The following is an 11,558-nucleotide window of genomic DNA, read 5'->3' on the forward strand; positions in this document are numbered from 1 at the left end:
GGCCGCATGTTGTCATTTATGGCCGGGTCGCCGGGAGGGCCGGCCCGGCGGGAGCGGTCAGGGGGAGGAGATCCGGCCCAGAGAGGCGGGGATCTTGGCGGCGGCGGCGCGGTCGAGCAGGAACAGGGTGCGCCGGCGGCCGCGGGCGCCGGCGGCCGGGACCTGCACCGGTCCGGCCTCCGACAGCGCGAGCCGTACGGCTCCCGCCTTGTCCTGACCGGCCGCGACCACCCACACCTCGTTCGCGCCCTGGATGACCGGCAGGCTCAGGCTGATGCGGGTGGGCGGCGGCTTGGGGGAGCCGTGCACGGCCACCGCCGGGCGCGTGTCGTGCAGCGCCGGCATCTCGGGGAACAGCGAGGCGATGTGGGCGTCGGGGCCCATGCCCAGCAGCAGCACGTCGAAGGACGGCGCGGGGCCGTGGTCCTCGGGGCGCGCGGCCCGGCGCAGCTCCTCGGTGTAGGCCTCGGCGGACTCCTCGGCGGTCATCCCCGAGTCGGGGCCGCGCATCACGTGCACGCGCTCGGGGTCGAGGTCGACGTGGTCCAGCAGCGCCTTGCGGGCGCCGGTCTCGTTGCGCTCGGGGTCGCCGGAGGGCAGGAAGCGCTCGTCGCCCCACCAGATGTCCAGGCGGCGCCAGTCGACGGCGTCGCGGGCCGGGCTGGCGGCGATCTGGGCCAGCGTGGCGATGCCCACGGTGCCGCCGGTCAGCACCAGCGACGCCGAGCCCTTGGCCGACTGCGCGTCGACCAGGCGGGTGATCACCCGGGCGGCGACGGCCTTGGCGAGCATGTCGGCGTCCCGGTGGACGACGACGTTGGGAACACTCACGGCACGCTCTCTCTTAACTCAAGGGGTCTTCGGAAATCTCACGGGTCCTCGGAGAGGAGGACGCGGGAAGACGGCCGGCGGGCGCCCCGCGACCGGGGCGCCCGCCGGATGTCAGGAGGACCTGCCCGTCCGGCCGATCCGCCGGATAGCGGCCTCGTAGACCTCGTCGGGGTCGAGCCGGCGCATCTCCTCGGCCAGCAGCTCCGCGGTCGTGCGGCGGGTCAGGGCGACCCGGCGGTCGGGCTGGCCGGGACGCGAGAGCGTGGCCAGCCGGGCGTCCGAACGGGTGATCTTGATGGTGCCGTCGGCCGTGGAGAGCGTCACCCCGGTCAGCCCGGGGCCCTCCGAGTCGGCGACCTTGACCGGGGCGCCGAGCCGTTCGGAGAGCCAGGCGGCCAGCAACGGGGCGCTGGCGTTGCCGGAGGCGGCCTCCACGACGCCCTTCTTGACCTTGCCGACCGGCTGGTCGAACGCGGCGGCCAGCAGGCTGCGCCACGGCGTCAGCCGGGTCCACGCCAGGTCGGTGTCCCCGGGGACGTAGGAGCGGGCGCGGCCGGAGACCGCCTTGACCGGATCGGACGCCGGGCGGGCGTCGATGATCCGTCGCAGGGCGAGCTGCCCGATCGCGTCCTTGGCCGGGATCTCCGGGCTCTCACGCGGCCACCAGGCCACCACCGGCGTGTCGGTGAGCAGCAGCGGGCTGACCACCGAGTCGGCGTGCCGGGTCAGCTCGCCGTACAGACGCAGCAGGATGACCTCGCCCGGCGTGGACTCGCCGATGCGCAGTTCGGCGTCCAGCCGGTTCGGCTCCTCGGGGTCGCGGCCGATGACGACCAGTATCCGGGAGGGGTGCTCCCGGGCCGCCTCGGTCGCGGCGCGCACCGCGTCGTACTGCCCGCTCTCGTCGCAGACCACCACCAGGGTCAGCACCATGCCGACCGCCGGGCTGCCCATCTGGTGGCGCAGGTGGGTGAGCTGGGAGGAGATCTTCGACGCCGTCGTGTCGCTGAGCATGAAACTCGTCATCTCAGAGTCTCCTCCACACGCGCCCGTCGCGCGCCATCATCTCGTCGGCCGAGGCGGGACCCCAGGTGCCGGCCGGGTAGTCCTCCGGCGGGCCCTGGGAGGCCCAGAACTCCTCGATCGGGTCGAGGATCTTCCAGGACAGCTCGACCTCCCGCTGGTGCGGGAAGAGCGGCGGATCGCCGATCAGCACGTCCAGCAGCAGCCGCTCGTAGGCCTCGGGGGAGGACTCCATGAACGACTCGCCGTAGGCGAAGTCCATCGAGACGTCCCTGACCTCCATGGCGGTGCCCGGCACCTTGGAGCCGAAGCGCACCGTGATGCCCTCGTCCGGCTGGACCCGGATCACCAGCGCGTTGTGCCCGAGGATCTCGGTGTCGTCCTTGCTGAACGGCAGGTGCGGGGCCTTCTGGAAGACCACGGCGACCTCGGTCACCCGGCGGCCCAGCCGCTTGCCGGTGCGCAGGTAGAACGGGACCCCGGCCCAGCGGCGGTTGGCGATCTCCAGCTTGATGGCGGCGTAGGTCTCGGTGATGGAGTCCTCGGGGATGCCCTCCTCCTCCGTGTAACCCACGACCGGCTGACCGCCCTGCCAGCCCGAGGCGTAACGCCCGCGGGCGGTCGAGTGGGCCAGGTCGCCCGGGAGCTGCACCGCCTTGAGGACCTTCTCCTTCTCCCGGCGCAGCGTGTCGGCGTCGAAGGAGGTCGGGTCCTCCATCGCCACCAGGGCCAGCAGCTGGAGCAGGTGGTTCTGGATCACGTCACGGGCCGCGCCGATGCCGTCGTAGTATCCCGCCCGGCCGCCGATGCCGATGTCCTCGGCCATCGTGATCTGGACGTGGTCGACGTACCCCCGGTTCCAGATCGGCTCGAACAGGTTGTTGGCGAACCGCAGCGCCATGATGTTCTGGACGGTCTCCTTGCCCAGATAGTGGTCGATGCGGAAGACCGAGCTCTCCGGGAAGACCGCGCTGGTGATCGCGTTGAGCTCCTGGGCGCTCTTCAGGTCGTGCCCGAACGGCTTCTCGATCACCACGCGGCGCCAGGATTCCTCCGGGCCGTGCGCGAGATCGGTCCGCTTGAGCTGCTGGACCACGACCGGGAAGAACTTCGGCGGCACCGACAGGTAGAAGCCGTAGTTGCCGCCGGTGCCCCGGGTCTCGTCGATCTCCTTGAGCATCATCGCCAGCGCGTCGAACGCGCCGTCGTCGGTGAACTCGCCGGGGCAGAAGAAGATGCCCTCCGACAGCTGCTTCCAGACCTCTTCGCGGTACGGCGTGCGCGCGTGCTGCTTGATCGCGTCATGCGTGAGCTGAGCGAAGTCCTGGTCACGCCACTCACGGCGGGCGAAGCCCACCAGGGAGAAGCCTGGGGGCAGCAGCCCCCGGTTGGCCAGGTCGTAGATCGCCGGCAGCAGCTTCTTGCGTGCCAGGTCACCGGTCACACCGAACAGCACCAGCACGCACGGCCCCGCCACCCGCGGCAGGCGCTTGTCGCGCGGGTCCCGCAGCGGGTTGGCCGCCACGATCTCCTCGGTGATCCCGGTGGTCGCCGCCGCGGACGCCGTGGACGCCATGGCCACCGAGTCCTCGGCGTGCGTCGGCGGCTTGGACTCGGTCATCAGAGCTCCCGTGCTGCCTCGAGCAGGCGCGCGACACCGGCGGCGCGGTCGGTCAGGTGCAGCCGTACGGTCGGGCGGGACCGCTTGACCAGGGCGCCCTGGTCGCCCAGCGCCTGCGCGAGCTGCAGGCGGCCCAGGGTGTACGGCTTGCCGGGCACCTCGAGGTCGGTCTCGTTGTCCCCGGTGATCTGCAGGAACACCCCGTTCTGCGGGCCGCCCTTGTGGTACTGGCCGGTGGAGTGCAGGAAGCGGGGTCCCCACCCGAAGGTGATGGGCCGGTCGGTCCGGTGCGCCAGCAGGGCGCGCAACGTCACCGGGTCGGCCGCGATCCAGGCGTCGGTCATCTCGTCGAAGGAGGCGCCGTCGGCCACGGGGGCGTCGAAGGCCGCCTCCCGGTCGAGGTACGCCATGATCGACATGTAGCCGCGCTCGGGGATGGCGTGCAGCAGCCGGGTGAAGACCTCGATCAGGTCCTTGGCCCCCTCGGCCTCGGCGCCGTACACCTCGACGGGACCGTCGACCAGGGCCGGAGTGCCGGAGGGCAGCTCGCCGGCGGACAGCAGCGCGCCGGTGTTCTCCTTGGACTCGGTCACGTTCGGCTGGTTGAACGGGTCGATGCCGAGCACCCGCCCGGCGATCGCCGTGGCGTACTCCCAGACCAGGAACTGCGCGCCCAGCGGGCCGCTGACCGTCACCGAGCCGTCGGAGTCGATCCCGGCGACCAGCTCGTCGTCGGCCTCGTTCGGGTCGGCGCCGACGACCGGCAGGATGCCTTTGGCGGACTTGCCGGTGGACTCGGCCACCAGCTGCTCGATCCAGTCGGGCAGGCCGTTGATCGCCGACATGCTGTCCTCGAGGAGGAGCTTGTCGCGCCCGGCCGCGGCGGCGGCGCCCAGGGCGGCGCCCAGCTCCAGGCCGGGGTTGCCCTCGGCCTGGGCCAGCAGCGGCCGCACCGCGGCGGCGTCGTCGAGCAACTGCTCCACGTCGGCCCCGGCCAGCGCACTGGGCACCAGGCCGAAGGCCGAAAGGGCGCTGTAGCGGCCGCCCACGTTGGGGTCGGCGAGGATGACCGGGTAGCCCGCCTCGATCGCGGCCTGCTCCAGCGGCGAGCCGGGGTCGGTGACCACGATGATCCGGCCGGCCGGGTCGATGCCGGCCTCGCGGAAGGCCTTCTCGTAGATCCGCCGGTGGCTGTCGGTCTCGACGGTGCCGCCGCTCTTGCTGGCCACCACGACGACGGTCTGCTCGATCCGGTTGCCCAGGGCGCGCGCCACCTGGGCGGGGTCGGTGGTGTCGAGCACGGTCAGCGGCACGTCGGCGGTGGCGCAGATGACCTCGGGGGCCAGGGAGGAACCGCCCATGCCGGCCAGGACCACATGGTTCAGGCCCTCGGCGCGGGTGCGCTCGACCAGCTTGCCGATCTCGGGCAGGAGCTCCCTGCTGGTCAGGGGGAGGTTGAGCCAGCCCAGGCGGATGGCCGCCTCGGCCCGGGCGTCCTCGCCCCACAGCGTCGAGTCGCCGCCTGCGAGGGCCTCGTGGACCCCCTCGGAGACGAGCCGGCGGGCCGTCTCGGCGGCCAGCTCGGCCAGGCGCTCCTCGTTGAACGTCACGGACACTGACATGGCCGTCACGCCTTCCGGAGCTCGGCGCTGACGGTTTCCAGAAGCTCGGTCCAGGACGCCTCGAACTTCTGCACGCCCTCCTCCTCCAGCGCCCGCACGACGTCGTCGTAGTCGATGCCGGCCTCCTTGAGGGCGGCCATGGTGTTCCAGGCCTCCTCATAGCTGCCGCGGACGGTGTCGCCGGTGATGTTGCCGTGGTCGGCGACGGCGTCGAGGGTCTTCTCCGGCATGGTGTTGACCGTGCCGGCGGTGACCAGCTCGTCGACGTAGAGGGTGTCGGGGTAGCTGGGGTCCTTGGTGCCGGTGGAGGCCCACAGCGGGCGCTGGGGCCGCGCCCCGGCGGCGCGCAGCTCCTGCCAGCGCGGGGAGTTCATCACTTCCTCGAAGGCGGCGAAGGCCAGGCGCGCGTTGGCGACCGCGGCCTTGCCCTTGAGCGCCTTCGCCTCCGCCGAGTCCGTCTTGTCCAGGCGCTTGTCGATCTCGGTGTCGACGCGGCTGACGAAGAAGGAGGCCACCGACTCGATCTCCGCCAGGTTCAGGCCCGCGGCCTTGGCCTGCTCCAGGCCGGTCAGCCAGGCGTCCATCACCGCGCGGTAGCGCTCCAGGGAGAAGATCAGCGTGACGTTGACGCTGATGCCCTCCGCGATGGCCTGGGTGATCGCGGGCAGGCCCTCGACCGTCGCCGGGATCTTGATGAACAGGTTGGGCCGGTCGACCATCCACCAAAGCGCGCGCGCCTCGGCGATCGTCTTGGCGGTGTCCCTGGCCAGGCGCGGGTCCACCTCGATGGACACCCGGCCGTCGACGCCGGAGGTGGCGTCGTAGACCGGCCGCAGCACGTCGGCGGCCCAGCGGATGTCGTAGGTGGTGATGGCGCGGACCGCCTCCTCGACCTCCACGCCGCGGATGGCCAGGTCGTGCAGCTGGATGTCGTAGGCGTCGCCCTTGCTGAGGGCGGAGGCGAAGATCGTCGGGTTGGAGGTGACGCCGACCACCTGCTTGTCCCGGATCAGGGCCTCCAGGTTGCCGGTGCGCAGCCGCTCGCGGCTGATGTCGTCCAGCCAGATCGAGACACCCTGGCCGGAGAGGTTCTTCAGGATCTCAGTCATGATCAGTTTCCCGTCGTCTCGCCCTTGTCGGCGCCCGTCTTGGCAAGGCTGCCCTTGGCCGCGGCAACCACGCGCTCAGCGGTGAGGCCGAACTGCTCGTAGAGGGTCTTGTAGGGAGCGGAGGCGCCGAAGTGCTCCAGGCTCACCACTACCCCTTCGTCTCCCACGAACTCCCGCCACCCCAGCGCGATTCCCGCCTCCACGGCGACGCGGGCGCGCACCGCCGGAGGCAGCACGGTCTGCCGGTAGGCGGCGTCCTGGGCGTGGAACCACTCGACGCACGGCATCGACACGACCCGGGTCGGGATGCCCTCGGCCTCCAGGATCTCGCGCGCCTTGACGGCGAGCTCGACCTCCGAGCCGGTGCCGATCAGGATCACCCTGGGCTGGCCGTCGGAGGCGTCCTGCAGGACGTAGCCGCCCTTGGCGACCTTGCAGGCGTCCGCGGTGCCCTCGTAGACCGGCAGGTTCTGCCGGGTCAGCGCCAGCGCGGCGGGGCGGTCGGTGTGCTCCAGCACGACCCGCCAGGCGGCGGCGGTCTCGTTGGCGTCGGCCGGGCGCACCACGTCCAGGCCGGGGATGGCGCGCAGCGCCCACAGGTGCTCGACCGGCTGGTGGGTCGGGCCGTCCTCGCCCAGGCCGATGGAGTCGTGCGTCCACACATAGGTGACCGGCAGCTTCATCAGCGCCGCGAGCCGTACGGCGGGACGCATGTAGTCGCTGAAGACCAGGAACGTGCCGCCGTAGGGACGGGTGCCGCCGTGCAGGGCGATGCCGTTGAGGATCGAGCCCATGCCGTGCTCGCGGATGCCGAAGTGCAGCGTCCGGCCGTACGGCCCGCCGGGGAACTCCTTGGTCTGGAACTCCTCGGGGATGAAGGACGGCTCGCCCTTCATGGTGGTGTTGTTGGACTCGGCCAGGTCGGCCGAGCCGCCCCACAGCTCGGGCAGGACCGGCGCGAGCGCGGTGAGCACCTCGCCGGAGGCCTTGCGGGTGGCCATGGAGGAACCGGCCTCGAAGGCCGGCAGCGCCTTGGTCCAGCCGTCCGGCAGCTCACGGCGGGAGATGCGGTCGAACAGCTCGGCGCGCTCGGGGTTGGCCTCCCGCCAGCGCTCGTAGGACCTGTCCCACTCGGCGCGGACGGCGCGGCCCCGCTGGACGACCTGGCGGGCGTGCTCCAGCACCTCGTCCGGGACGTGGAAGGACTTGGTCGGGTCCAGGCCCAGGACCTTCTTGGTGGCCGCGACCTCCTCGGCGCCCAGGGCGGAACCGTGGATCTTGCCGGTGTTCTGCTTGTTGGGCGCGGGCCAGCCGATGATGGTCCGCAGCCGGATGAACGACGGCTTGTCGGTCACCCGGCGGGCGGCCTCCAGGGCCTCGTTCAGCGCCTGGACGTCCTCGGCGTACTCGCCGGTCTGGGTCCAGTCGACGGTCTGGACGTGCCAGCCGTAGGCCTCATAGCGCTTGACGACGTCCTCGCTCAGCGCGATCTGGGTGTCGTCCTCGATGGAGATGTGGTTGCTGTCGAAGACGACGACGAGGTTGCCCAGCTTCTGGTGGCCGGCCAGGGCGCTGACCTCGTGGCTGACGCCCTCCTCGATGTCGCCCTCGGAGGCGAAGCACCAGATCATGTGGTCGAACGGGCTGGTTCCGGGCTCGGCGTCCGGGTCGAACAGGCCGCGCTCGCGGCGGGCGGCCATCGCCATGCCGACCGCGTTGCCGACGCCCTGGCCGAGCGGGCCGGTCGTGGTCTCCACGCCGGCGGTGTGGCCGTGCTCCGGGTGGCCCGGGGTCAGGCTCTCCCACTGCCGCAGCATCTCCAGGTCGTGCAAGGTCAGCCCGTAACCCGACAGATAGAGCTGGATGTAGAGCGTCAGGCTGGTGTGGCCGCACGACAGGACGAAACGGTCCCGGCCCGGCCAGGCCGGGTCGGAGGGGTCGTGTCGCATGGTGCGCTGGAAAAGCAAATATGCGGCGGGGGCCAGGCTCATCGCGGTGCCGGGGTGACCCGAACCCGCCTTCTCTACTGCGTCCATCGCCAGGGCCCGTACGACATCGACCGCCTGTCGGTCCAGGTCGCTCCATTCGAGGGCTGGCACGAGTTCGCTGCTCAAGTGCTCGATCTCCGGATCTAGTTGTGATGGTGCCGTTGGTTTGGCATTTCCCGCCCACACCGGACCCTAACGGTTCGGCACCCCGACCGTGGAGTAACACCGAGCCGGGGCGAGTCGCCAGGAGCGGTAATTAGCCTGGCGAAGTACCCCATATGGGGCACCTTGCCGCATGGTCCGTGCCCCCGTGCCGGGACCGGCCGACAGGGCAACTACAGTTGAGGTCCACAAGCTGGCTGGTGCCCGCATCACGGATCCGTTCTGATCAGAGGTTACGCGTTGACCCCGCACGTTCTGGAAGCGCCCTAGATGGTGCTGACCGACAAGCAAGCGACGGCCCCGCTCGAGAAGGGCGTGGACACGGACGCCGCGCCCCGTTCGCTGGCCGACGTCGTCAAGGCCTACGTCGCCCTCACCAAGCCGCGGATCATCGAGCTGCTGCTGATCACGACGCTGCCGGTGATGTTCCTGGCGGCCAAGGGCCTGCCACCGCTCTGGATCGCCGTCAACACCCTGGTGTTCGGCACCCTGTCGGCGGGCAGCGCGAACGCGCTGAACTGCTACGTCGACCGCGACATCGACGCCGCGATGCGCCGCACCCGCCGCCGGCCGCTGGCCCGCGAGCAGGTCCCGCCGGTCAACGCGCTGATCTTCGGCATCGTGCTGGGCGTCCTGTCGACCGTCGGCCTCGGCCTGACGGTCAACTGGCTGGCCTCCGCCCTCTCGCTCGGCGCGAACCTGTTCTACGTGCTCGTCTACTCGATGGTCCTCAAGCGCCGCACCGCCCAGAACGTGGTGTGGGGCGGCATCGCGGGCTGCATGCCGGTGCTGATCGGCTGGGCGGGCGTCACCGGCGGCCTCGACTGGGCGCCGGTGGTGCTGTTCGGCGTGGTGTTCTTCTGGACGCCCCCGCACACCTGGGCCCTGGCGATGCGCTACAAGGAGGACTACGCCACGGCGAAGGTCCCCATGCTGCCGGTGGTCGCCACCGAGCGGCGCGTGGCGGTCGAGTGCATCCTCTACACCTGGGCGACCGTGCTCTGCTCGCTGCTGCTGTGGCCGATCGCGGGCACCACGCCGCTCTACCCGATCGTGGCCGCGGTCCTGGGCGCGGTGTGCCTGTGGGAGGTCCACGGGCTGCTGGGCCGTGTCAACGCCGGCAAGACCGGGGTGGACCTGCGCCCGATGCGCTTCTTCCACTGGTCCAACGCCTACCTGGCGCTGCTGTTCCTGGCCGTCGCGATCGACTCGATGCTCGTCTGAGCGCGGGCTCCTCCTCCCGGGGCACGGCGGGACCGGGGAGGGGACTCCGGGCGCGGCGGGGCCGGGGGGACAGGACATTGACGATCAGTTACCGTTGCCCCATGGCGAGCCGTGATCCTCGATGGGTGTTCAAGGACCGCCCGTCCGTCGCGCTGATCGCGGGGCTCGTCGTGACCGGGCTGTGCGGGCTGGTGTCCTTCTCCTTCGACGTGCTCAACGGCGACCCGGTCTTCTTCTTCATCGCGCTGGCGCTGGCGCTGGCCCCGGTCCCGGTGCTGCTGGCGGCGGTGCTCGCGCTGGACCGCATGGAGCCGGAGCCGCGCAGCAACCTGATCTTCGCCTTCGGCTGGGGCGCGGGCGTGGCCGTCCTGGTGGCGGGCGTCATCAACTCCCTCAACCTGCTCTACATCGGCCAGGCCGCGGCCATCGACTACGCCGACGCCCGCAACCTCACCGCCACCTTCGGCGCCCCGGTGGTCGAGGAGACCATGAAGGGCCTGGTCCTGCTGGGGCTGCTGCGCTTCAGGCGGGCCGAGCTGGACGGTCCCACCGACGGCGTCATCTACGCGAGCATGGTCGGCCTCGGCTTCGCGATGAGCGAGAACGTCAGCTACTACGTGGCCGCCCTCGACGAGATGGGGGCCCAGGGCCTGGCGGTGACCGTCGTCCTGCGGGGGATCCTGTCGCCGTTCGCGCACCCGCTGTTCACCTCGATGATCGGGGTCGCGGTGGCCTACGCGGCGCAGCGGCACGGTCCCGGGCGGGTCGGCGTCATCGCGGCGGGCTGGATCGGCGCGATGCTCCTGCACGGCATCTGGAACGGCCTGGCGTCCTATGTCGGCTTCCCCGGGCTGGCCGCCGCCTACCTGCTGCTGATGATCGTGCTGTTCGTCCTGATCGGGGTCATCGTCCGCGACCGCAAGCGCATCGTCGGCCTCATCCAGGGCTATCTGCCCGCCTACCAGGCGACCGGCCTGGTCTCCCCGTACGACGTCTCCATGCTGTCCTCGCTGCCCGGCCGCAGGCAGGCGCGGCAGTGGGCCAGGACGCACGGCGGGCGCGGCGGGCTGCGGGCGATGAGCGACTACCAGCTGGCCGCCACCGAGCTCGGCCTGCTGCACGAGCGCGCCGCGCGCCGGGTGATCGACGAGCGCACCTTCAACGACGAGCAGCACGCCCTGCTGACGTGCATGGCCGAGGCGCGCCGCAACTTCCCCGGGGTGGGGCAGGGCCTGCACCGGGGCTGAGCCGCCCGGCCGCATCCGGGTTCGAGTCTCAGCCGCCCCGGATCGCGGCGTCCAGGGTCGTCTCCCGGGGACCGGGGAAGACGGGGGAGGAGTCGAGCACCACGGCGTCCAGGAACCCCTTGGCCGCGGCGAGGAACTCGCGGGCCGCGTAGCCGTAGGTGGCCGCGGCCCACTGCTTGGTGGAGTCGTCGCCGACGCCGAAGGTCTCCAGGCCCGCCGTACGGCACAGCGCGACGGCCCTGGGCAGGTGGAAGACCTGGGTGACCACGGTCAGCCGGGTGGCGCCGAAGACGTCGCGCGCCCGCACGCAGGAGTCCCAGGTGTCGAAGCCGGCGTAGTCCAGGACCAGCGCCCGGACGGGGACGCCGCGCGCGGTCAGATAGTCGCGCATCACGGTGGGCTCGTCGTAGCCGGCCACGCTGTTGTCGCCCGACAGCAGGATCGCCCGCACCTTGCCCGCCCGGTACAGCTCGGCGGAGATGTCCAGCCGCCTGGCCAGCATGGGGGTGGGGGCGCCGCCGCGGATGCCCGCGCCGAGCACCAGCGCGGCCGGCGCCTCGGGCACCTCGGAGATCCAGGAGGGGGAGGAGCCGGCGACCGTACGGTGCCCGGAGCTGGACAGCCAGGCCCAGGTCAGCGGGGTGATCGCCAGCACGCTCAGCAGGACCGCGGCCTGGTAGGAACGCCGCAGGACCGTGCGCGAGGGGGAGAGCCGCATCCGGTCATCCTCC

Annotated in this window: 9 protein-coding genes; 2 read left to right on the top strand and 7 right to left on the bottom strand. The window is 71.5% G+C overall.

The annotated features are described in order from the left end of the window. Positions 1-57: 57 nt before the first annotated feature. The 6 genes from pgl to tkt form a co-directional block, all read right to left on the bottom strand. The gene (gene pgl, locus Psi01_RS26330; RefSeq protein WP_204066789.1) at positions 58-831 is read right to left on the bottom strand and encodes a 6-phosphogluconolactonase; all 774 of its coding nucleotides are present in this window, start codon (positions 829-831) and stop codon (positions 58-60) included. A 111-nt stretch (positions 832-942) separates the two neighbouring features. Further along, complete coding sequence (locus Psi01_RS26335) at positions 943-1,857, bottom strand: glucose-6-phosphate dehydrogenase assembly protein OpcA (protein ID WP_204066790.1); 915 nt, start codon at positions 1,855-1,857, stop codon at positions 943-945. Between the two features lies 1 nt (position 1,858). Then, the gene (gene zwf / locus Psi01_RS26340) at positions 1,859-3,430 is read right to left on the bottom strand and encodes a glucose-6-phosphate dehydrogenase (RefSeq protein ID WP_204066821.1); all 1,572 of its coding nucleotides are present in this window, start codon (positions 3,428-3,430) and stop codon (positions 1,859-1,861) included. A gap of 44 nt (positions 3,431-3,474) precedes the next feature. Further along, positions 3,475-5,097: a phosphoglucose isomerase-related protein gene (locus Psi01_RS26345; protein WP_204066791.1), complete on the bottom strand. Its 1,623-nt coding sequence runs from the start codon at positions 5,095-5,097 to the stop codon at positions 3,475-3,477. Positions 5,098-5,102: 5 nt separating this feature from the next. Beyond that, positions 5,103-6,206, bottom strand: coding sequence for a transaldolase (gene tal / locus Psi01_RS26350; protein WP_204066792.1), 1,104 nt, complete (start codon positions 6,204-6,206; stop codon positions 5,103-5,105). Positions 6,207-6,208: 2 nt separating this feature from the next. Next, positions 6,209-8,242, bottom strand: coding sequence for a transketolase (gene tkt, locus Psi01_RS26355; protein WP_239128036.1), 2,034 nt, complete (start codon positions 8,240-8,242; stop codon positions 6,209-6,211). Between the two features lie 384 nt (positions 8,243-8,626). Here tkt and Psi01_RS26360 point away from each other — a divergent pair, with 384 nt between their 5' ends. Both Psi01_RS26360 and Psi01_RS26365 read left to right on the top strand, forming a co-directional pair. Next, positions 8,627-9,580 (top strand): heme o synthase, encoded by a 954-nt coding sequence (locus tag Psi01_RS26360; RefSeq protein ID WP_204066794.1) that lies wholly within the window; start codon positions 8,627-8,629, stop codon positions 9,578-9,580. Between the two features lie 101 nt (positions 9,581-9,681). Then, positions 9,682-10,827: a PrsW family intramembrane metalloprotease gene (locus tag Psi01_RS26365; RefSeq protein ID WP_204066795.1), complete on the top strand. Its 1,146-nt coding sequence runs from the start codon at positions 9,682-9,684 to the stop codon at positions 10,825-10,827. A 28-nt stretch (positions 10,828-10,855) separates the two neighbouring features. Here Psi01_RS26365 and Psi01_RS26370 read toward each other — a convergent pair whose 3' ends face one another. Further along, positions 10,856-11,545, bottom strand: coding sequence for a SanA/YdcF family protein (locus Psi01_RS26370; protein ID WP_204066796.1), 690 nt, complete (start codon positions 11,543-11,545; stop codon positions 10,856-10,858). Between the last annotated feature and the right edge of the window lie 13 nt (positions 11,546-11,558).

The organism is Paraplanobispora siamensis (assembly GCF_016863175.1).
In the GTDB taxonomy this organism is placed as follows: Bacteria; Actinomycetota; Actinomycetes; order Streptosporangiales; family Streptosporangiaceae; genus Planobispora; species Planobispora siamensis.

Bases quoted from the DNA above. Each gene is read 5' to 3' on its own strand.
- Psi01_RS26370 (WP_204066796.1), bottom strand. From the start codon at position 11,545: ATGCGGCTCTCCCCCTCGCGCACGGTCCTGCGGCGTTCCTACCAGGCC.
- Psi01_RS26335 (WP_204066790.1), bottom strand. From the start codon at position 1,857: ATGACGAGTTTCATGCTCAGCGACACGACGGCGTCGAAGATCTCCTCC.
- Psi01_RS26360 (WP_204066794.1), top strand. From the start codon at position 8,627: ATGGTGCTGACCGACAAGCAAGCGACGGCCCCGCTCGAGAAGGGCGTG.
- tkt (WP_239128036.1), bottom strand. From the start codon at position 8,242: ATGGACGCAGTAGAGAAGGCGGGTTCGGGTCACCCCGGCACCGCGATG.
- Psi01_RS26345 (WP_204066791.1), bottom strand. From the start codon at position 5,097: ATGTCAGTGTCCGTGACGTTCAACGAGGAGCGCCTGGCCGAGCTGGCC.
- tal (WP_204066792.1), bottom strand. From the start codon at position 6,206: ATGACTGAGATCCTGAAGAACCTCTCCGGCCAGGGTGTCTCGATCTGG.
- zwf (WP_204066821.1), bottom strand. From the start codon at position 3,430: ATGGCGTCCACGGCGTCCGCGGCGGCGACCACCGGGATCACCGAGGAG.
- Psi01_RS26365 (WP_204066795.1), top strand. From the start codon at position 9,682: ATGGCGAGCCGTGATCCTCGATGGGTGTTCAAGGACCGCCCGTCCGTC.